This is a genomic window from Parabacteroides sp. AD58 (assembly GCF_023744375.2).
Lineage (GTDB): Bacteria > Bacteroidota > Bacteroidia > Bacteroidales > Tannerellaceae > Parabacteroides > Parabacteroides absconsus.
Window position 1 is genome coordinate 2,946,764 of sequence record NZ_CP146284.1, and the last position, 20,974, is coordinate 2,967,737.

The following is a 20,974-nucleotide window of genomic DNA, read 5'->3' on the forward strand; positions in this document are numbered from 1 at the left end:
TTTATGTTGGCCGAAAGCTCCGTTATCTCAGCTTTTCCCGATTGAAATGAGGTCCGGCTTTGAGCAGGAAGAAGACGGTGGATACGACGCTTAACACGGCTCCACACAAATAGGCATATTCAAAGCCACCAAAGGTCTGGGCGATGGAACCGCCGATCATCAGTCCGATACCGATACCCACATCCCAGCTGGTCAGATAGGTAGAAGTAGCCGTTCCCCGTTGGTTGTGGGCTGCCAGGTTGACAAACAGGGTATTGAATGCCGGGAACATGGTCCCGAAAGCGACACCTTGTGCCAGCGCGATACCGATATACAGATAGGAGCTGAAGACATGGTTCCACTCCATCAACAGATGTAAGGCTGAGAGGACGAAGAAGGTTACTACGGCTAAATACATCCCCAGGGAAATAACCAGCGTAATCCGCCCCTTATCGACCTGACGACCGGAGAACATGCGGGATACCGCCAGACCGATCGCCATGAAGGTGAAATACAGTCCGGGGTTGACTTCTATCCCGATTTCGTTGGCATACATGGCAACGTAGGTCGTCGTCATCCCATAAGGAATCGACAGCAGCAGCAGGGAAATACCGGCCCACACCCCCTTCTTCAGGAAGAAACGGTCGAGGGAAATGGGAATCCGCTGCACCGGTGCCTTATAGGGCGTTTTAACCAGGTAGGCCATCAGGAAACCGACGGTCCCGGTGATCAGTGAACAGGTAAAGATCGTCTGGTAGGAATAGACAGAATGCATGAACAGTCCGATCATGGGACCGAAGCTCATGGCCAGGTTGTTGGCCAGTCCGTAATAGCCGATTCCTTCGCCACGCCGAGACGACGGCAGGATGTCAATCAGAATGGTATTGCCGGCTACCGTCACCATCCCGAAAGCCAGACCGTGCACGATACGGAGGGCGATGAAAAGCGTCAGACTGGTAGCCAGGATATAACCGCCGAAGATCGCTATAAAGATGAAATAAGCCAGCAGATACAGCGGACGGCGGGAAAACGTGTCCAGCAGATAACCGGAAAAGGGACGAATACTCAGGGCCGCTATCGTATAACAGGAAAGGATAAAGCCGATCATCGTCTTTCCGGCCGCAAATTCTTCCTGCAGATAAAACGCCAGAATGGGTAATATCAGGTAGAAGGCAAAATAAAGCAGAAAATTGGCCGCTAAGATATAACAGAAACTTGGCGTTACCATCTTGTCTTTTGACATAATCTTCTATTTTTTCAGATGCAACCAAATAAGTATAAGTCTCATATCCTCCTGCGCCATCGACTCCTTTTGATAAGCTGGAAGGCGCAGGCACAGCCGGCCGTTACCGGCATTCTGCCCTTAACTGCCTGCTATGAGACGGCGAAGATACGCAATTATTCCCAATTCATTGATAAATATCAGTCCAATTGCCAAGGGTGCTAAGTATTTGATGAAGAAAGCGTAGGTATGGAAGAAATAAAACGGGATCGTCCCGTGGTTGGTAAGTTCTTCCTTCAGTATTTTCTTGTCAATACGCAGGCCTACAAACACGCAGATCATCATTCCGCCTAAGGGCATCATAATCTTGGCTGTCAGGAAATCGAGGGCGTTGAAGATCGTCAGTCCGCCGATGGTGAAATCTTTGAGTACACCAAACGACAACGAGGCGAAGACACCGATGATGAAGACACCGATAGAAACCACCCAGGCGGCAAACTTACGGGGTACTTGATATTCTTCGTGTACATAGGCCGTAGCTACTTCGTGCAGGGAAATGGTCGAAGTTAGGGCTGCCAGCGCCAGCAGAATGAAGAAAATGAACGACCACGCACTCCCGAAAGGCAGCTGTTCGAAGATGTTCGGCAAGGTGATGAAGACCAGTTCAGGACCGGCTGTAGGCTCGATGCCGAAGCTGAATACGGCCGGGAAGACCATGATACCGGCCAGCAGGGCAACCAGTGTATTCAGGACGGTCACCTGTACGGCGGTAGTCTGCAGGTTCGTATCTTTCCCGAAGTAAGAAGCATAGGTGATCAGACATCCCATACCGATACTCAGGGAGAAAAAGGTCTGCCCCATGGCACTCAGGATGACCGACGAGGTAATCTTCCCGAAATCGGGCCGGAACAGAAAGGTCAGTCCTTCTTTGACTCCCGGTAATGTAACGGAACGGATACACAAGACCAGGAGGATCAGAAACAGGGCCGGCATCATGATTTTAGAGGCCCGCTCGATTCCTTTTTCCACACCGGCAGCGATGATGTAATGGGTGATACCGATAAAGACAGCCGTCCAGAGGATCGGGCGAAAGACGCTGCTCGAGAACGCCTGAAAATCGGTTGTAAAATCGGCGGCACTCTTGCCGGACAGGTTACCGCTCATGGCCTGCCAGACATATTCGAGGGTCCAGCCGGATACGACGGCATAGAAACCTAAGATCAGGAAAGCTGCCAGCACACCGTTATATCCGATCAGCGGCCATTTGGTATGCGGGGCCAGTTTCTTGAACGAACCGGCAGCATTGCTCCGCGAATGCCGTCCGATGAAAAACTCTGTGATCATAATGGGCAAGCCCAGTAACACAGTACAGATAATAAATACCAGCAGGAAAGCGGCTCCGCCGTTTTCTCCTACCATATACGGGAAGCGCCAGATGCTTCCCAACCCCACAGCGCAACCGACGGTTGCCAGGATCACGCCTAATTTACTTCCAAATGTAGCTCTATCTGTCGACATATTTGGTTCTTTGTATAAAATCGTTGATTCCTTTAGTTCTTTTGTTCTGCTTCTTCGCTGACTACACCATCCCGGATATGAATGGTCCGGTCGGTCTGTGCAGCCAACTGTTCGTCGTGGGTGACAATCACGAAGGTCTGGTTCATCTGGTCACGCAACTCGAAGAACAGGGCATGCAGCTCCTCTTTGTTCCGTGTATCCAGACTGCCCGACGGCTCGTCTGCCAGAATAACCTGGGGATGATTGATCAGGGCACGGGCCACGGCAACCCGCTGTTTTTCTCCGCCCGACAATTCAGCCGGTTTATGCGTCATCCGGTCTGACAACTTCAGGAATGACAGAATCTCCTTGGCCCGCTTTTCGGCAGCCGAAGCCTTTTCCTTGGCTATCAAAGCCGGAATCATGACATTCTCGAGGGCTGTAAACTCAGGCAAAAGCTGGTGGAACTGAAAGACAAAGCCGATATTCCGGTTACGGAAAGCCGACAGCTTCTGCTCCGACAGATGCAGTACATCGGTATCGTTGATCAGCAGACGTCCGCCATCCGGCTTGTCGAGTGTTCCCAAAATCTGAAGCAGGGTCGTTTTACCGGCTCCGCTCGGACCGACAATCGAAACCACTTCTCCCTGGTTGATGGTCAGGTTGATTCCTTTTAAAACCTGCAAGTTTCCAAAACTTTTGGTAATGCCTTCTGCTACTATCATATACTTTTATTCTCCCCTTATTCGATATTTCTGATTACATACGAAGCCAAATAGCATCCGAAGATGGCCGGCATATACGAGACCGTCCCTGTTGTCGTCCGTTTGCAGGCCTCGTCGGCCACTTCTATGACAGCATCCGGATTGGCCATCTCTGTGGAATAGACAACCGGAATCCCCTTTTGTACGCCCAATCCGCGCAACCGCTTCCGTACAGCTTTCGCCAATGCGCAGTTAGATGACTTCGATATATCGGCAATACGGACCTGCGAGGGGTCAATCTTGGCACCGGCACCCATCGACGATACAATGGGTATTTTCCGCAGCAACGCATGATAGAGTAAAAACACTTTCGGACTGAGCGAATCGATGGCATCGACAATAAAGTCGTAATGCGCATGATCCAGAATCTCTTCGGTTCGTTCGTCCCGCAAGAATTCATTGACAACAGTCAATTTCAGTTCCGGATTAATGTCGATCAGGCGTGCGGCTACTACCTCGGCCTTGGGCTGTCCTAACGTAGAATGCAGGGCAGGCAGCTGACGGTTCAGATTGCTTTCGTTGACGGTATCGGCATCTACAATCGTCATTTGTCCGATACCGGCCCGGCAAATCTGTTCGGCTGCATAGGCTCCGACACCTCCTAAACCGACCACCAGGACATGCGCCTCAGAAAAACGTTCCAAACGCTCTTTTCCTAACAATAATTCAGTTCTTGAATTCCAATTGTAAATCATTTATCAATATTTTGCGGCAAAAGTAATAAATCAAAAGGGAAAATGCTTCTTCTTTGTCCGTTTTTTGAATTTTTCGGTCTGAAAATGATGAAAAAGAGGCTGGCCTTTGATGGGAATATACAGGTTTCTTTTCCTGTTATTTTCTTTGGGAGCAAGATTTGCCAAATACTTGTTATCTCTCATATTTGGACCATTGGATGTTCCATTTGTTAATATTTATCCCGCTAATCGTTGAAAATAGAAAGAAAAGTATTGGATTTTAAATATCTTTTATTATCTTGGCAGCAATAGAACCACAAAAGGTCAATCATCTTAGATTCTTATTTACAACTTAAATAGCACATATTATGAAACAGATTTACTTGAACCTAATGATTTGGACAGTAGCTCTCTTTGGCATGTCATTAACTGCCCAAACGGTTGCCGATAAACATAAACTAATGTTACCACAGTCAGGGAAACTGCTATGGGAAAAACCGGTAAAAGCAATGATTAAACCTAAAATGCCGGTCGTTCGTATGCCGCATGATCGGATGAATCAGCCTGTCGCTTCCCGTTCTGCTTCATTACGCGCTACAGCACAAGCGATGCAATTGGATAGTATGGTCTATTGTAATTCGGAAGGCGAAAAACAGAACAAGTATGTTTATCAATACAATGCTGTGGGTAAAGTAACAGAGGAAGTGAGATATTCTTGGAACGATCCGAACTGGACTCCCAACACTCGTCAATTATACGAGTATGATGAAAATGGAAATCTTTTATCATATTCAAATTATATGATTAATGGCTCTGAATGGCAATTATATTGGAAAGATGTTTATACCTATGACAGTTCGAATAATCAGATCAGTCTCTCATATAATTATTACGATGCTGAAGGAGAGATGACTTCTCAGTCTTATTATGAATATAATTCAGTGGGGCAGCCAACTAAATATGAATATAAAGAATTGAGAAACGGGGTATTGACACTGGTTGAACAAGGCCAATACGTGTACAATTCAGAAAATAAACAAACTCATTCAGAACGGCAACTCCTTGATGAAAATGGAGAATGGTATTATTCTTTCTATTATAGCTATGGGTATGACTCTCAAGGTAATCAAACCTTATACGAAATGTATAATTGGGATGCTGATAAGGAAGATCTTTATTTGAATGTAGGTTATTACTATGAATTTGATGATAATGGTCATCGGACTTATTATGAAAACAAACAGTGGAATGGCACAGAATACGAAATAAGCATTGAAAAATATGCCTATGATGAGGATGACTGGTTAACTTATAGTGAAAATTTAGAGGATAATTCATCTTATTATTGGCATAGCATAGAAACGTATTCGTATGCAGATGATAAATTAACGGGTACTTCTTTTCTGAAAGATACGACTATACAAAGTGATGGCAACAAGTCTGTATCTTTAACGAGTTGGGACTATACGTATGACAGCAATGGGCAGATGCTTTCAATGAAAGGATACAATGTAGATCCGAAAACAGGGGAACGTGCCAGTAGGCACTCTGCTTATGAATACACGTATGATTCACAAGGTCGAACTCTATCAGAGGTCAGTACTTATTATGAAGACAATATAATAGATTCCAGCCAAAAGTCCGAATATGAACGTCAAGACGAGGGAAGAAGCTATATTATGAATAATTATAAGCAAGATCTTGAAACAGATGAATGGACATTAATTTCCAGATACCGGTATGAATACGAAGAGACAGGAGAAGATAGCTACTATGATCGGCATTCAGATTGGGATATGGAGTCTGAAGAATGGGTGGTAACAAGTGGTTCTAAGTATGAATATGAAACAGACGGTAATAGTTATACGCAAATCAACTATAATTGGGATACTGAGAGCAATGATTGGATGATAACTTATGGATATAAATACGTTGATGAAACGGATGGCGAAAGTTACACTCGTATCGATGCTGAATATGATGTAACAAATAATAATTGGAATATATTCTATTCAGATAAGGCAGAGGCAACAGAAGGCAACCCGATGATAATTAAACGATATTATCTTCCGGAAAATGATCTTGAAAACTGGCAAATGTATGGTATAGATTATTATTATTACTCTAAATCAAGTGTTGCCAATGAAACGATCCAGGCTGTAGATGCCCGTATTTATACGCGTCCGGGTACAATTCATGTAGATATGGAAGGCAAGGCTGCCTTGTCGGTTTACGCGGCAAACGGGGCTTGCTGTTATCAGTCGTCTATCAGTGGTTCGACGGTTGTTTCTAACCTGCAAAGAGGAATCTATTTCGTCGTACTGCAAGGTGATTCAGGTACAAAGAAAGTAAAAGTATTGGTCAAGTAAGTAACGGATGATAGTTCCTACTTATGAATCCAGTTGGAAAGTGATTGTTTGAAACTGAGATAAAGAAAAAGTAACGGGCTTTATAGAAAAGGCCCGTTACTTATATTATATAGAGAGAACTTCCTTTTCAGAGAATTTACGGCTCCATAACGACCTCGATGAAGTTGCCTTGTTTCAGTAATTGGTCGGTAAAGGAGCGGATTGTTTCCGGAGTCATCTGCTGTAAAGTCTCGGTATAAGGCGTCAGGGCATCCAGTCCTTTGCAATAATATACATCCAAAACATTCAGCCAGTAACCATTTTCCTGCAGTTTCTCTTCATGTCGTTTCTGCATATTGTCGAATGTCTTCTTGAAATCTTCCTGACGCGGACCTTCTTTCGCAATACGCTGTAACTCGGTACGGACAATCTGGTTCATATCCTTCCATTTGGCAGGATCGGTATCGAATACAATCTGCAGGATAGTTCTGCCTTCAGGGAAATCCTGTACACCTGCACCGGCCTGTACGCCATATGTTCCACCCTCTTCTTCCCGGACTTTCTCGGTATAGACCAAATCCAAGATCTGGCTCAACATGGAAGCCGACAGGATGTGCTGTAAATCGTAGGTCATCTGGCCTGAATAGATGCTGTAGATGGTGGCTTTAGGCGTTTCCTGCTCGCGATGGAAATGGCAGATATGTTCACCTTTACTCATGGCCGGTTCGTGAGAAACATCTGCTTTTTCAGTCCGATGAATCGAAGGCAATGTCGCCAGATATTGTCGGATCAGCGGACGCATACTGTCAATATTCAGGTTTCCGACGAAAGTGAAGGTGAAATCAGATGCGTCGGCGAAACGGTCCTTATAGATTTCAATCAGGCGCGGATAACTGATCTGGTCCACTTCCGAAGCTTTCAGGCTTTTCATCCGCGGATTATTCTGATACGTGATACGGATGATACTGTCCTGCAAGGCATACATCGGGTCTAGTTCCTGGTTCTCCAATTGGGCTTTCAGGCGGGAAACCAGCGACTGATATGCGTCGTTGTCGGTACGTAATGCTGTAAATCCTAAATAAACCAGCTCGAACAATGTCTTGACATCCGTCGGAGAAGCATACCCGTTCACACTTTCGGAGTCCGTCCCGATGGAAGTCGAACAGGACACTTTCTTACCCGCCAGGCGTTTACTTAAGTCGGTTGCCGAGAAATTACCCAAACCGCCCAAGCCAATGACACTGTTCAGCAACTTCAGATTCAGGGCTTCTTCATCTCCATATAAAGACGTACCGCCCGGACTGGTAGCCGTCATCTGGATTTCATCATCCTTGAAGTCCGTATGCTTTAATACCACCCGTACGCCGTTGCTCAGTTTCATAACCGTAGCCCCGAAGAGCGGGTCTACTTTTTCTTCTATGATACTGCCTGCCTCGGGTAATTCAGGAATCAGCGGTTCGTTGCTGACATTTTCCTGATAGGCTTCTACCGGAATCTGCTGTGCTTTCCGGAATTCATCCAGTAATTCTTCTTCCGTCGGATATGTCACACCTTCCTTTTCCGGAGCCGTCAGACTGATGACAATGTTCTTGTCTCCGATAATCTGCTGGATATACTGATTCACCTGTTCTACCGGAATAGCCGGGGCTATCTGGTTGATCAGTTCATATTCCATCTCGATTCCCGGAATACTTCCACCGTCGGTGAAATGAGAAACGTACTCGCTGGAATATGTACTGTTCTTCTGTTTGTCTCGTTCATTGAAGGCCGATTCATACGCTTTCAGTACATTGATACGGGCCCGTTCGTATTCAGAAGCCGTAAACCCATATTGCTTCACCCGCTGAATCTCTTTCACGACAGCTGTCAGGGTAGAATCAATGCAGCCTTCTTTCGCCAAAGCCGCTACCGACCAGGCCGATTTGGTCTTGGAAACCATAAAGTCGCCATCCGATGCTGCCGCATAAATAAACGGTGGATTCGCTTTCTGCAAGATCTCCTGGAACCGTTCGTTGATCATCTGATCACATACAGCCTGTACGTAACCGGTAACCATGCCCATTACGGAAGCTTTAACTTCTTTGGGTAACGGATCGTATTTATAGAAGATGTACAGCAGAATATTGGATGCTTCCTTGTCTGTGGCAATCGAAACAATCGGTTCGTCGTTGTCCGGTACACTGAAATAAGTACGTTCTGCGGCATTCACTGGCGCCGGAATATCGGCAAACATTGTTTTGATACGGTTTTCTACCTGATCGACATCCACATCTCCTACGATAATAATAGCTTGCAGGTCGGGACGATACCATTTCTTGTAATACGCTCTTAACTCGTCCGGCTTGAAATGGTTGATGACATCCAGTGTGCCGATAGACATCCGGTGAGCATACCGGTTGTTAGGATACATCTTCGGTAATTGTTGTTCCCATAACCGGGCTTGCGCATCCTGGCGGGTACGCCATTCTTCCCGGATCACGCCTCGTTCCTTTTCAATAGCCGTATCGGCCAAGGTGATGAAATTAGACCAGTCGTGCAGGATCAGCAGGCAGCTGTCTACCACCTGTGTGCGCTGTACCGGCGCATTCATAATCATATACACGGTTTCATCGAAAGAAGTATAGGCATTGAAGTTCTCTCCCATCCGCATGCCGACACTTTCGGTATAATGGTCCATCGCATGATCAGGAAAGTTCTTACTTCCATTAAAGGCCATGTGTTCCAGGAAGTGAGCCAGTCCGCGCTGGTTTTCTTCTTCCAGAATAGAACCTACGTTCTGGGCAATATAGAAGTCTGCCCGCTCTTTCGGGAGCTCATTGTGACGAATATAATACGTGAGTCCGTTACTCAGTTTTCCATAACGGACCTTCGGATCAACCGGTAGCGGCTGAAGTTCTGTCTGCGCTTGCAATAATCCGAATCCTACCCAGAAGAGCAGGAAAAACATCCAGATTTTCGATGTGTATCTCATAGCTTTATCAAAATATATGCGGCAAAACTAAATAAAAAACGGCGTAATCAGCCATGATTCTCCTTCTTTTGAATATATTTGCATACATAAAGAAACAATGACGAAAACCAAGAACTATGAAAGATTGGCGTGATTTATTCTATTTCTCGAAAAGTGAACGAAGGGCACTGACGCTGCTGTCCTTCCTGATTCTGGGAGCCTGGCTCCTGTTGTGGGTAACGGAACCGGAGGAAGAGCCTGTGCCTCTGACTGTTGTGGCACAAAAGTTCCAAACAGATTCTGTACCCAAGTTGAAGTCACAAGATACCGTCCGGAGCATTCCCCGCACTGTCTCGAAACCCCGTTCCTCTTATTCGGAAAAACGACGGTTTCAGAAGCCTTTTACGTCCTCGTCCAAACGCCCCAGAAGTCAGAAGTTTCCGGCAGGAACACAGGTGGAACTGAACCAGGCTGATACGCTGACCTTACAGAAAGTACCGGGAATCGGTCCCGTTTTCTCCCGCCGTATCATCAAATACCGGGAGCTTTTAGGCGGATTCTATGCCGTTCATCAGCTGGCTGAAGTATATGGAATAGATGCTGAAAAGTATGCAGCCCTTGAACCTTGGTTTACCGTAGATACCGCCTTGATTCGTCCTTTGGCCGTTAATCAGGCAGATTACCGGACTTTGATCCGGCATCCGTATTTGAATAAACAGCAAACCAAAATCCTTCTCCGCCTCATTGAACGGAAAGGGAAGCTACAGGGCTGGGAAGAACTTCGTTTGCTGGATGAATTTCCTCCCGGAGAAATAGAAAGGCTCCGTTACTATCTGTCGTTCGACTAAAAGGGAGAATCAATCCTGCCATCAACTTATGCAAAGCATATACAGGGCATCAGTTCTCTTCAACAAGCCATTTCTCAATATTTCTGGTCGCGTTGCTGAAGTTCACCCCTATTTTATAGAGTTGCCGCGAGTCGGATGCAAAAGGCAGCGCATATTGTTTGTCGTTGATTTGCTGTAAAGCCTCTTCGGCCGTTCCTTCGAGTTTGAACTCCATGACGTATATGTAATGATCGGTCTTTATCACTAAGTCAATCCGTCCGTTGGAAGTATGGTATTCTGCCTGGGTGTAGAAGCCCAATAACTTGAATACGATGAAGAGAACATTCTGATAATGTAGTTCCAGATCACGTACCAGTTCGTAAGGCGTATCTGCAAAGAAACTCTGAAGGCGGCGCATGAATGCACTGATGTTTCCGCTTTCCACTTCACGGACAAAATGAACCATCTCGAAAGCTGAGTCTGAACGGGATGTGCTGGAATAGGCAGGCAGCAGGAACTGAATAAATCCTTCTTCCACTTCCCGATTGGGAAAGCCTAAGGTATAAGTCCGGAAACGCTTGTCATACCCTTTGATGGTGAGGTATCCGCTCTGATAAAGAATGGGAACAGGATTACTGTCCATGGAATCGATACCGCCTAAAGAATCTGCCGTAGCGATTTCTTCCGTCAGGCGATACAGGTTATATTTACTGCGTTTCAGTAATTCAATGAGAAAAGTCGGTGTTCCCGTCTCAAACCAGTAACTGCCGAATTTCATTTTGGCGAATGTATTCAGCAGGCTAAACGGATTGTAGATGTCTTCGCTGTCTTCTACAAAGTGATATCCATCGTATTGCTCTTTCAACAATTGTTTAACTTCCTCTTCTGTCGCGTTGTTTTTCTGAGCTAACGCAAGAATGTCTTCTTTAAATTCAGTATGTAATTCCTGTTCCGTAATGCCACAAATGTTGGCAAAACGGTTAGACATGGAAATATCCATCAGATTATTCAGATCGCTGAACACGCTTACTTTACTGAATTTGGTAACACCGGTCAGCAAAGCAAAACGAATATACGGGTCACAGCTTTTCAATACACCATAAAAAGCCATCAGCGAACTATGATATTCATTAATCAGCTCTTCATTACCGATCGCCTGGAGCATGGGTTTGTCGTACTCATCGACCAAGATCACGACATTTCGTCCGGTTTTCTCTGCCGCTCTCCGGATCACCCCGTTAAAACGTCGGGCAACGCCTATTTCTCGGTCGGATGCTCCGTAAAGATCTTCCCAGTTCTTCAGATTTTCTTCTAATACATTCGTCAGTGCTTCCGGTGTATTATACTTTTGGGTGTTTAAATCCAGGTGCAGTACGGGATAGGTAATCCAGTCTTTTTCCAGTTCATCCAAAGCCAAGCCTTTGAAGAGTTCTTTCTTTCCCAAGAAATAGGCTTCGAGAGTAGAAATAAGCAGACTTTTCCCGAAACGCCGTGGACGACTGAGAAAGTAATATTTATTGGTCTTGACTAACTGATAAATCAAAGCCGTTTTGTCCGCATAGCAATAACCTTCTTTTCGGATTTTCTCAAAACTCTGTATGCCTACCGGATAAAGATGACTCATTGCTTTTGAATTTAATAGATTACTGTTTCGCAAATATAGCTTTTTTCATCCAGCTATAGTAAACGAGTTCCCTTTTTGTTTCTCGTTGGAATCGAAAACGATTCTCTTTCTTTTAGTCATGAAGAAAATTACGGATCATCATGCTGCCTTGTGGTGTCATGATGGATTCGGGATGGAACTGTACGCCATAGATCGGGTACTGCTTGTGGGAGAAAGACATGATATGCCCTTCTTCATCTGTAGCGGTAATGTGTAGGCAGTCAGGGAACGAAGTAGGTGATAGTAGCCAGGAGTGATAACGCCCGACTTGTATCGGCTCATTTACCTGTTTATATAAACGGTCCTGATGATCCCGTATCTGAAGTGTTGATGGATGTCCGTGTTTGGGAGAAGACATCTGCTCTAATTGAGCACCAAAGTATTGACCGATAGCCTGATGCCCCAGGCAAACTCCTAATATGGCATGACTTCGATGGCAATGGTCGATTAAAGCAAGTAAATCACCGGCTTCATCCGGAATCCCCGGTCCAGGTGAAAGAAGCAGGCAGTCAAATTCATCCAGTCGGCTGAAGGGAATCCGATCGTTGGTTACTACCTCAAAAGAACACAGAGGGTCTTCACGCAGTATCTGTACCAAGTTATAGACAAATGAGTCGTAATTATCGACAACAAGCACTCTCTTCATGGAAAATATCATTAGAAACGGCTACAAACATACGCATAAATTCATTTATTTCCGTAGCTTTGTTCTTGAATCAAAAGAAAGTGGAAGAAAGATGGATTGGCTGTCGGCCGGACAGACCCGGCAACGGATGAATGATTATGGAGCAAAAGGAATTCCGTTCCTGTGTGCTGTGAATTATGAATTGACGGAGGGCTTTGTGTTGCCTTATCCGTTGGAACAAAAAGAAGTCTGGTGGAATATGGAAGGAATAACGAATCAGCCGTCTTTTACAACGGAAAAGCGAGGTAGTTATTTCAAGTCTTTTCCTATGGATGAGGAATGTTATGCAGCCAAATTCCGGATAGCCCGTCAGGGATTGCTGCGGGGTGATTCTTTTCTGCTGAATCTGACGGTAGCAACGGATTTGGATACGGATTTTACGCTCGAAGAAATCTTTATCCGAAGTCGGGCACGATATAAGTTATTGGTACCGGACCGGTTTGTCTGTTTCTCTCCGGAAACTTTCGTTATTCTTTCAGATGGAAAGATTTCTTCTTTTCCGATGAAAGGAACTATTCGGGCAGATATACCCAATGCCGATCATATCATTCTGAATGATTATAAGGAAAGTGCCGAACATCATACGATTGTGGACCTGATCCGGAATGATTTGAACCGGGTGGCTACCGATGTCCGGGTAGAACGCTTTCGTTACATAGACCGACTGGTAACGAACCGGGGAGAAATCTTGCAGGTTTCCAGTCAGGTTACAGGAAATCTGCCGGAAGATTATTTATCCCGCTTGGGCGATCTTATTTTCGATATGCTTCCTGCCGGTTCTATATCAGGCGCTCCTAAAGCGGCAACGGTACGTATTATCCGGGAAGCAGAAAAGGAAGACCGGGGTTTCTATACGGGTATTTTCGGCTATTTTGACGGAAAGAGTTTCCGGTCGGCCGTGATGATCCGGTTTATTGAACAACAGGGAGGCCGGTTACGTTTCCGAAGTGGTGGAGGAATCACTGTCAATAGTGATTGTTCTGCCGAATATCAGGAAGTCTTACAAAAAGTCTATTTACCATGTTGATGAATCCTCCTCGTTTTATAGAATCGATCCGTGTATGCAACGGTATGTTTTGTTCGTTGGAATGGCATCTGCAACGGATGCGTCAGACGGCTGCCCATTGGCAATATCCGCTGGATTTGTCTCTTCTTTCTTGGAAAGTACCGGAAGAGGCTGGCACAGGAGTCTTTAAATGCCGGATAGTTTATGATACTCAGATTCGGGAAATCACCTATTCTCCTTATCAACCCCGGATGATCCGTTCACTCAAACTGGTTGATGGCGGTGCGTTGGATTATACCTTCAAATATGAAGATCGTTCGGCTTTGATGCGTTTAACCTGGCAAAAAGGAATCTGTGATGATATTCTTATAACAAAAGATGGGTTTATCACTGATACCTCGTACAGCAATGTGGTTCTGGAAAATTCGGAAGGTCTGTTTGTCCCTCATACCTGTCTGTTGAATGGAACCCGTAGGCAGCGTTTACTGGCCGAAGGAATCGTGAAGGAAAGGCCTATCCGTACGTCTGATTTAAACCAGTATAACCGCCTGTGTCTCATCAATGCTCTGATCGGATTGGAAGAAAATATTTCTCTCCCATTGTCGGCAGTCAGGTAAAATCCCTAACCGTTTGTATTTCTCCTTCGGAATAACTAATTTCGTGGCAGAGAATATACATTTTATATCAAACTTTAACTGTGAGATGATTATGAAAAATATGGCAAGCAATCAGACATCCTTTATTCAGGATATCCGTATTATCATTGAGACTGGCCGAACTAATGCCATTAAAAGCGTGGATCTCTGTCGCGTGAAAATGTATTGGAACATAGGTAAGCGTATATTTGAAGAAGAACAACAAGGCAAAGAACGGGCCGATTATGGAACTTATTTACTTGCGAATTTAGCAAAGGCATTAGAACCGGAATATGGGAGTGGTTTTTCAAAAAGGCAGTTGGAACGGGCACGGCAATTTTACCGACTGTATCCAATTGCGTCTACACTGCGGACGCAATTGAACTGGTCTCAATATAAGCTTCTAATCTCCATCTCAGATAAAGATAAGCGAGAATATTACGAACTTGAGGCGGCCCATAATCTGTGGACCAGTAGAGAACTTGAGCGACAGCTAAATTCCCATTTATATGAACGTTTATTGTCAAGTAATGATAAAGAATCTGTGCTTGCTGTGGCCAGAGGTGAGCGAATGCCGGATTCGCCTGTTGAAATCATAAAGGATCCTATGTATTTGGAATTCCTGGGATTGGAATGTAAGCCTCAATATTATGAAAAAGATTTAGAGAGTTCTATTATTTCTCATATTACCGAATTTATGTTAGAAATGGGTAAAGGCTTTTCTTTCGTGGCTCGACAACAGCGTATTTTGATAGAAGAAGATGAGTTTTTTGCTGATCTGGTCTTTTATAATCGTTTACTTCGCTGCTTTACAATCATCGAGATAAAAACACATAAACTGACACATCAGGATTTAGGGCAGTTACAGATGTATGTAAATTATTATGATAGATGTGTGAAATTAGCAGAAGAAAGCCCTACAATCGGGATTCTCCTTTGTACGGCTAAAAATGATACCATGGTAAAAATGTCTTTGCCGGAAGATAATAAGAATATTCTTACCAGTCAGTATCAACTTTATTTGCCTTCCAAAGAACAACTTATAGAACAAGTTAATGAAGTAAAACAGACAGTGCAGACAAAAACGGGGAAGGCGAAAATGTAATTTGTATTTCTCCTTCGGAATAACTAATTTCGTGGCTGAATTAATGATTGGAACTATGTATTACGAAGCGGTCGATATACTGAAAGGCATGATAGCCATACCTTCGTTTAGTCGGGAAGAGAAAGAGGTTGCCGACTTCCTCGAAAATAAATGGAAGCAGGCAGGACAGAAAGTCTTTCGCCGGGGAAATAATCTTTGGATGATAGCCGGGAATCTGGTTGATCCGTCCAAGCCGACGTTATTGCTGAATTCACATATTGATACGGTAAAGCCTGTCAGTGCCTGGACCCGTGATCCGTTTACTCCGGAAGTGGATGAGGAGGATCGGCTATATGGTTTAGGCAGTAATGATGCGGGAGCCAGTGTTGTCTCATTGTATGGGGCATTTACGTCGCTTTCCCGTCAGGAACAGCCTTATAACTTGATTTTCCTGGCTTCCTGTGAGGAAGAAGTTTCCGGAAAGGGAGGTATCGAATCCGTATTACCGTATTTGCCGCCTGTTGATTTTGCCATCGTTGGTGAACCGACCGGGATGCAGCCGGCAGTAGCCGAAAAAGGACTGATGGTATTGGATTGTACAGCTGTCGGGAAAGCTGGGCATGCTGCCCGTAATGAAGGGGTTAATGCCATTTATGAAGCCCTGTCGGATATCGAATGGTTTCGTTCATACGTATTCCCCGAACAGAGTGATTTCTTGGGACCGGTCAAGATGAGTGTGACGATGATCAATGCCGGTACACAGCACAATGTAGTACCCGATAAGTGTACCTTTGTGGTGGATGTGCGTACCAATGAGTTTTACACCAATGAAAGGCTGTACGAAGCTATTTGCCAGCAGGTTAAATGTGAGGTAAAAGCCCGCAGCTTCCGCCTGAATTCGTCATCGTTGCCCTTGGATCATCCTTTCCTGCAGCGGACGGCCATGATGGATTTGAAGCCGTTCGGTTCGCCTACATTAAGTGATCAGGCCTTGATGCCTTTCCCTTCGGTAAAAATCGGACCGGGGCAATCCAGCCGTTCCCATACGGCAGATGAATATATCGGGCTGATGGAAATCCGTGAGGCCATTCAGCTGTATGTAACCTTGCTCAATCAGTTGAAATTCTGACATGGCATGTGGAAGAGTATTTTAGGTACCGTAGGTGCCCGTTATCTGGTAGCACTGCTCAATCTGCTCCTGATCTTTGTTAACGCGAAGGTGTTGGGAGCCGAAGGATTGGGCCTGGTTGGTATCCTGATTGCTTCCATTAATCTGGTAACTACCTTCAACAGCATTTTCTGCGGAGGAACGATCGTGTACTTTATGCACCGGTATTCCTTGCGGGATGTCTTTATTCCGGCCTATCTGTGGGCCATCTTCGGATCACTGTTGGCTACGGCTGTACTGGCTTTGGCCGGTATGTTCCCGTTACGCTACCTGGCAGATGTTTATCTGCTCTCGCTTACCGGTTCGTTGATTACTGCCAATTCCCGTTTTTTGTTGGGACAAGACCGGGTAGGGGCTTTTAACCTGATTTTTATGATTCAGGGCGGATTGCTTTGTCCCGTATTACTTTTCCTTTACTTCATTCTCGGACTGAAAGATGCCGAAGCTTATCTGTACGGACTGTATGCAGCAAACCTTTCCGCATTGGGGTGCAGTCTGTGGTGGCTGTACCGGGATTTACGTTCCTGTTTGTATCAGACTTCCCGAACCTCCTTGCACTGGCGGGAAATGCTGGTCTATGGATTATGGGGGAATGTGGATAACTTGGCAGAAGTCTGCACGACACGTATCAATTATTTCTTCATCAGGCGCTTTTTAGGCTTTGCTGGTGTGGGCTTGCTGGATGGAGGAACACGTATTTCAGAGAGTGTCTGGCATATCAGCCGTTCGATCGGTTTCCTGACGAACAGTCAGGTGGCCCGGGAGAAAGAACCGCAGAAACAGCGGCAAATCACACTCCGACTACTCCGACTGACATTCTTAGGAACATTCGCGGCCGTCGTGTGTCTTCTCTGCATTCCGGAATGGATCTTTACTGATTACCTCTTCAGTCAGGAGTTCAAAGGCATCACTTCCGTTATCCGAGGCCTATCCGTTGGAATCGTTGCCTTTGGATGCCATACCATACTCTCGCAGTACCTGATTGCCAGCGGTCATGTGCGGTACAGTGCCGCTTCTTCGTGTGTTGGGTTAATCGTTCTCCTCATCGCCGGCTATTTCCTTATTCCGGCTTACGGAATACCGGGCGCTGCTGTTACTTCCAGCCTGGCTTTTACAGCGATGGCCTGTTTCTCCTTCTGGGCTTTTCAGAAAAATAGCCGAAGCCAAGGGCGTTAAAGAAAATAGGGGAATTGGGAAGTTTCCGGTTCTTCTGAATGTCTCAGGTTTTGTTATGGAGGAATACAGAAAAAATCCCGGAAGAAATGAATCAGAAGGTATCAAAAAAAGAATCCCCGTTAGCCAGAGAACTGCCTATCAAAAAGTCCGATATAGAACTTAGGAGAGGCAGTTCCCTGGAAGGGGATTTTACGTATATAAATGAGCCTGTTATTTCTTGGTCACATGTACCCGCTGGGTAGGAGCCAAATGTTCGTTGCGGTAATCTATTTCCTTAACGACTTCCTTCGCTAAATCCTGGAAAGCCCGTCCGGTAATACTATCCGGATTCAGAGCAACAGGCTTTCCTTCGTCACCACCTTCGCAGATACTCTGAACAATAGGAATTTGTCCCAGCAATGGAATATGCAGTTCTTCAGCCAGACGCTTTCCGCCTTCTTTACCGAAAAGATAATACTTGTTTTCCGGAAGTTCGGCAGGAGTAAACCAGGCCATGTTTTCAATCAGTCCCAATACCGGAACATTCACCTTATCTCCTGTAAACATACTGATTCCTTTACGGGCATCTGCCAAAGCCACTTCTTGAGGTGTACTGACAACTATTGCCCCTGTAATCGCCAACGTCTGCACCATGGTCAGATGAATATCACTTGTTCCCGGAGGCAGGTCAATCAGGAAGTAATCCAGTTCGCCCCAGTTGGCATCTCCAATCAATTGTTTCAAGGCATTACTTGCCATGGCTCCACGCCACAATACGGCATCTTCCTTGTTCACAAAGAAACCGATAGAAAGCATCTTCACCCCATAGTTTTCAGCCGGTTCAATCAGTTCACGACCACCAACTTCCACCATATAAGGACGGGCCTCTTCCAAATTGAACATCTTAGGTTGCGACGGACCAAAAATATCCGCATCGAGCAATCCGACTTTATAACCTAATCCAGCCAATGCTACTGCTAAGTTGGCTGCTACCGTACTCTTTCCTACGCCACCTTTTCCGGAAGAAACAGCGATGATATTCTTCACTTCAGGCAGCAATTTGTCCGGTTCAGGACGTGCCAGCTGGCGAGCCTTAACCGTAATATTATTCTTAATGTTGACATCCGGACTTACATACGTCAGGATAGCTGTTTCGGCAGCTTTTACCACCGAACGGATAAACGGATCGTTCGGTTTATCGAAAAGGAGGGAGAAGGTTACATTCATACCGTCGATACGAATATTGTCTTCCACCATACCCATTTCAATCAGGTCTTTACCTGTTCCCGGATAACGCACTGTCTTGAGCGCATCCAGAATTAATTGTGGATATATAGTCATACGAACTTAATTTATTTCGTTTTTAATTCTCGTTTATTTTGAAAACGATTCTCACGAGTTTATTTTCCGGAAGCCAAAGCACTCCGCTTGCTCCGGTTAAAGCTCCGGTAAGCATCGTATTCGATTTCTACTTCGGGTTCTATCCATTCTTCCCGCTCTTCACAAACAAACTGGATATACTTAATGTTCAAGCCACGGTCCAGCCATTGCTGTTCGTAATAGGTCCGGATGGAGAGAATCTCGTCGGCCTGTCCGCTGTGATACAAATCATCCGTCAGCACCTTGACCGGAAGATGATTGACTTTCGCCATCTCACAGGTATAAGTAAACATAAAGTTACTGTCCGTTTTGAGGTGAATCAGGCCATCACCCGATAAGATTTCCCGGTATAACTTCATAAAGCGGGTAGAAGTCAGTCGTTTGTTTACCTTTTTCATCTGAGGATCAGGGAAGGTAATCCAGATTTCCGACACTTCGCCCGGAGCAAAGAAATGAGCAATCAGCTCGATGCTGGTCCGAAGGAAGGCCACATTCGTCATGCCGCTTTCCAACGATTCCTTGGCACCACTCCACATACGGGCACCCTTAATATCTACTCCAATAAAGTTCTTCTCCGGGAACAACCGTCCGAGTCCGACCGTATATTCCCCTTTACCACATCCCAGTTCGAGTACGATCGGATGATCATTCTTGAAGAATTGCTCATTCCAATGCCCTTGCATCGGGAAACCCTGTTCCTTCAAAACACCGAACGGATATTGAAACACATGCGGATAACCCGCCATGTCATCGAATTTAGCTAATTTATTCTTTCCCATGTTGCAAAGATACTACTTTCCGATTCTTCAAGAAACGAAATCACAAGAAGATATAAGCATTTCAATAAAAGGTACAAAGTTACGACCCTGTTACGAAGTTATTTTTATATCCTTACTTTTTAATTGTTTGACAGAAGTCGTAAAGCTTTAGCATATTTGTCAAAAAGCTTTAGTACAGATATGGTAAAGCTTTATCACATCTGTCAAAAATATAATTTCTGGCGAAGAAAATGTCCATATCATACTATGTCAATATTCCGATGTACGTTGTTCGTTGCTTTTCGAGCTGGCTACTCTATTTTAAAATTCACAATTTAGCCAGACATTAACACGAATGTCACAGGCTTCTCGTATCTTTGTTCTCCGATAAACAGACACGTAATATGGAAAGAAACAACAGACCGTTGATACTGATCACAAACGATGACGGATTCAGAGCGAAAGGAATCCGGGAACTGATCAAAGCCCTCAAAGATTTAGGAGAACTGGTAGTCATGGCTCCCGACGGACCCCGTTCGGGCATGTCGAGTGCAATTACCTCGCTGGTTCCCATCAAATACAAGGTAGAATGGGAAGAACCGGGCGTAACGGTCTACAGTTGTACGGGCACACCGGTTGATTGTGTCAAATTAGCGATTAATGAAGTGCTGGACCGTGAGCCGGATTTGCTGGTTTCGGGAATTAACCACGGTGGAAATATGGCTATCTGTGTCAACTATTCCGGTACGATGGGAGCGGCTGCCGAAGGCTGTATCTTTGGAGTTCCTTCCTTGGGCGTTTCCTTATTGGATCACCGGGCTGATGCCGATTTCACGGAATGTTGCCGGCTGGGCCGGCTGACCGCTGAAAAGATCCTGGAGAAAGGACTTCCTCACGGGACGTACCTGAATCTGAATGTCCCGACAGACATCCCGGTCAAAGGACTGAGAATATGCCGTCAGGCAGATGGCCGTTGGGTGAAAGAATTCAAGCGGAGCGAGGATGCTTCCGGACAAACCGTCTTCTGGCTGACCGGTTATTTCCGGAATGACGACCAGCACGACGATAATGATGATAAATTGCTGAACGAAGGCTATGCTTCGCTCGTTCCCTGCAAGATTGACATAACCGACTATGCCTTTATGCAGGAGCTGCAAACGTGGAACCTTTAATGCCGTT

Annotated in this window: 17 protein-coding genes; 8 read left to right on the forward strand and 9 right to left on the reverse strand. The window is 45.3% G+C overall.

What is annotated here, in order from left to right; genetic code table 11:
- Positions 1-22 precede the first annotated feature (22 nt).
- The 4 genes from NEE14_RS12585 to NEE14_RS12600 all read right to left on the reverse strand — a co-directional run bounded on the left by NEE14_RS12585 (position 23) and on the right by NEE14_RS12600 (position 4,157).
- On the reverse strand, positions 23-1,222 hold the full coding sequence (locus NEE14_RS12585; protein ID WP_251967373.1) for an MFS transporter: 1,200 nt from the start codon (positions 1,220-1,222) through the stop codon (positions 23-25).
- A 120-nt stretch (positions 1,223-1,342) separates the two neighbouring features.
- Positions 1,343-2,719: a sodium-dependent transporter gene (locus NEE14_RS12590; RefSeq protein WP_251967372.1), complete on the reverse strand. Its 1,377-nt coding sequence runs from the start codon at positions 2,717-2,719 to the stop codon at positions 1,343-1,345.
- Positions 2,720-2,751: 32 nt separating this feature from the next.
- A complete protein-coding gene (locus NEE14_RS12595) occupies positions 2,752-3,423 on the reverse strand; it encodes an ABC transporter ATP-binding protein (RefSeq protein ID WP_251967371.1) in 672 nt (223 codons plus the stop codon).
- A gap of 17 nt (positions 3,424-3,440) precedes the next feature.
- The gene (locus NEE14_RS12600; RefSeq protein ID WP_251967370.1) at positions 3,441-4,157 is read right to left on the reverse strand and encodes a tRNA threonylcarbamoyladenosine dehydratase; all 717 of its coding nucleotides are present in this window, start codon (positions 4,155-4,157) and stop codon (positions 3,441-3,443) included.
- 347 nt (positions 4,158-4,504) lie between these two features.
- On the opposite strand from NEE14_RS12600, the gene NEE14_RS12605 reads away from it, so the two are divergent.
- Positions 4,505-6,505, forward strand: coding sequence for a T9SS type A sorting domain-containing protein (locus NEE14_RS12605; RefSeq protein WP_251967369.1), 2,001 nt, complete (start codon positions 4,505-4,507; stop codon positions 6,503-6,505).
- A 136-nt stretch (positions 6,506-6,641) separates the two neighbouring features.
- Here NEE14_RS12605 and NEE14_RS12610 read toward each other — a convergent pair whose 3' ends face one another.
- Positions 6,642-9,455, reverse strand: a complete 2,814-nt coding sequence (locus NEE14_RS12610) for a M16 family metallopeptidase (RefSeq protein WP_422394655.1) — start codon at positions 9,453-9,455, stop codon at positions 6,642-6,644.
- A 116-nt stretch (positions 9,456-9,571) separates the two neighbouring features.
- On the opposite strand from NEE14_RS12610, the gene NEE14_RS12615 reads away from it, so the two are divergent.
- Positions 9,572-10,282, forward strand: a complete 711-nt coding sequence (locus tag NEE14_RS12615; protein WP_251967368.1) for a ComEA family DNA-binding protein — start codon at positions 9,572-9,574, stop codon at positions 10,280-10,282.
- Positions 10,283-10,331: 49 nt separating this feature from the next.
- Here the strand turns inward: NEE14_RS12615 and NEE14_RS12620 are convergent, their stop codons facing one another.
- Together NEE14_RS12620 and NEE14_RS12625 are read right to left on the reverse strand one after the other, a co-directional pair.
- Entirely contained in the window at positions 10,332-11,885 is a 1,554-nt protein-coding gene (locus NEE14_RS12620; RefSeq protein ID WP_251967367.1) for an ATP-binding protein, read from the reverse strand.
- A 112-nt stretch (positions 11,886-11,997) separates the two neighbouring features.
- Positions 11,998-12,570 (reverse strand): anthranilate synthase component II, encoded by a 573-nt coding sequence (locus NEE14_RS12625; RefSeq protein WP_251967366.1) that lies wholly within the window; start codon positions 12,568-12,570, stop codon positions 11,998-12,000.
- Between the two features lie 91 nt (positions 12,571-12,661).
- On the opposite strand from NEE14_RS12625, the gene NEE14_RS12630 reads away from it, so the two are divergent.
- From NEE14_RS12630 to NEE14_RS12650, 5 genes are all read left to right on the forward strand, one after another.
- Complete coding sequence (locus NEE14_RS12630; protein WP_251967437.1) at positions 12,662-13,636, forward strand: aminodeoxychorismate synthase component I; 975 nt, start codon at positions 12,662-12,664, stop codon at positions 13,634-13,636.
- Positions 13,630-14,232, forward strand: a complete 603-nt coding sequence (locus tag NEE14_RS12635; RefSeq protein ID WP_251967365.1) for an aminotransferase class IV — start codon at positions 13,630-13,632, stop codon at positions 14,230-14,232. The genes NEE14_RS12630 and NEE14_RS12635 overlap by 7 nt, the downstream gene beginning before the upstream one ends.
- Positions 14,233-14,323: 91 nt before the next feature.
- Positions 14,324-15,355, forward strand: coding sequence for a PDDEXK nuclease domain-containing protein (locus NEE14_RS12640; protein WP_251967364.1), 1,032 nt, complete (start codon positions 14,324-14,326; stop codon positions 15,353-15,355).
- Positions 15,356-15,410: 55 nt separating this feature from the next.
- Positions 15,411-16,463 (forward strand): M20 family metallo-hydrolase, encoded by a 1,053-nt coding sequence (locus NEE14_RS12645; RefSeq protein ID WP_251967363.1) that lies wholly within the window; start codon positions 15,411-15,413, stop codon positions 16,461-16,463.
- 6 nt (positions 16,464-16,469) lie between these two features.
- On the forward strand, positions 16,470-17,678 hold the full coding sequence (locus tag NEE14_RS12650; RefSeq protein ID WP_251967362.1) for a lipopolysaccharide biosynthesis protein: 1,209 nt from the start codon (positions 16,470-16,472) through the stop codon (positions 17,676-17,678).
- Between the two features lie 210 nt (positions 17,679-17,888).
- Here NEE14_RS12650 and NEE14_RS12655 read toward each other — a convergent pair whose 3' ends face one another.
- Positions 17,889-18,998, reverse strand: a complete 1,110-nt coding sequence (locus NEE14_RS12655; RefSeq protein ID WP_251967361.1) for an Mrp/NBP35 family ATP-binding protein — start codon at positions 18,996-18,998, stop codon at positions 17,889-17,891.
- A gap of 59 nt (positions 18,999-19,057) precedes the next feature.
- Positions 19,058-19,816: a tRNA (guanosine(46)-N7)-methyltransferase TrmB gene (gene trmB / locus NEE14_RS12660; RefSeq protein ID WP_022455339.1), complete on the reverse strand. Its 759-nt coding sequence runs from the start codon at positions 19,814-19,816 to the stop codon at positions 19,058-19,060.
- A gap of 383 nt (positions 19,817-20,199) precedes the next feature.
- On the opposite strand from trmB, the gene surE reads away from it, so the two are divergent.
- Positions 20,200-20,967: a 5'/3'-nucleotidase SurE gene (gene surE / locus NEE14_RS12665; RefSeq protein ID WP_251967360.1), complete on the forward strand. Its 768-nt coding sequence runs from the start codon at positions 20,200-20,202 to the stop codon at positions 20,965-20,967.
- The last annotated feature ends 7 nt before the right edge of the window (positions 20,968-20,974 follow it).

What these genes read in the sequence shown, in the direction of transcription:
- NEE14_RS12585 (WP_251967373.1), bottom strand. Translation starts at nt 1,222, where the DNA reads ATGTCAAAAGACAAGATGGTAACGCCAAGTTTCTGTTATATCTTAGCG.
- NEE14_RS12590 (WP_251967372.1), bottom strand. Translation starts at nt 2,719, where the DNA reads ATGTCGACAGATAGAGCTACATTTGGAAGTAAATTAGGCGTGATCCTG.
- NEE14_RS12595 (WP_251967371.1), bottom strand. Translation starts at nt 3,423, where the DNA reads ATGATAGTAGCAGAAGGCATTACCAAAAGTTTTGGAAACTTGCAGGTT.
- NEE14_RS12600 (WP_251967370.1), bottom strand. Translation starts at nt 4,157, where the DNA reads ATGATTTACAATTGGAATTCAAGAACTGAATTATTGTTAGGAAAAGAG.
- NEE14_RS12605 (WP_251967369.1), top strand. Translation starts at nt 4,505, where the DNA reads ATGAAACAGATTTACTTGAACCTAATGATTTGGACAGTAGCTCTCTTT.
- NEE14_RS12610 (WP_422394655.1), bottom strand. Translation starts at nt 9,455, where the DNA reads ATGAGATACACATCGAAAATCTGGATGTTTTTCCTGCTCTTCTGGGTA.
- NEE14_RS12615 (WP_251967368.1), top strand. Translation starts at nt 9,572, where the DNA reads ATGAAAGATTGGCGTGATTTATTCTATTTCTCGAAAAGTGAACGAAGG.
- NEE14_RS12620 (WP_251967367.1), bottom strand. Translation starts at nt 11,885, where the DNA reads ATGAGTCATCTTTATCCGGTAGGCATACAGAGTTTTGAGAAAATCCGA.
- NEE14_RS12625 (WP_251967366.1), bottom strand. Translation starts at nt 12,570, where the DNA reads ATGAAGAGAGTGCTTGTTGTCGATAATTACGACTCATTTGTCTATAAC.
- NEE14_RS12630 (WP_251967437.1), top strand. Translation starts at nt 12,662, where the DNA reads ATGGATTGGCTGTCGGCCGGACAGACCCGGCAACGGATGAATGATTAT.
- NEE14_RS12635 (WP_251967365.1), top strand. Translation starts at nt 13,630, where the DNA reads ATGTTGATGAATCCTCCTCGTTTTATAGAATCGATCCGTGTATGCAAC.
- NEE14_RS12640 (WP_251967364.1), top strand. Translation starts at nt 14,324, where the DNA reads ATGAAAAATATGGCAAGCAATCAGACATCCTTTATTCAGGATATCCGT.
- NEE14_RS12645 (WP_251967363.1), top strand. Translation starts at nt 15,411, where the DNA reads ATGTATTACGAAGCGGTCGATATACTGAAAGGCATGATAGCCATACCT.
- NEE14_RS12650 (WP_251967362.1), top strand. Translation starts at nt 16,470, where the DNA reads ATGTGGAAGAGTATTTTAGGTACCGTAGGTGCCCGTTATCTGGTAGCA.
- NEE14_RS12655 (WP_251967361.1), bottom strand. Translation starts at nt 18,998, where the DNA reads ATGACTATATATCCACAATTAATTCTGGATGCGCTCAAGACAGTGCGT.
- trmB (WP_022455339.1), bottom strand. Translation starts at nt 19,816, where the DNA reads ATGGGAAAGAATAAATTAGCTAAATTCGATGACATGGCGGGTTATCCG.
- surE (WP_251967360.1), top strand. Translation starts at nt 20,200, where the DNA reads ATGGAAAGAAACAACAGACCGTTGATACTGATCACAAACGATGACGGA.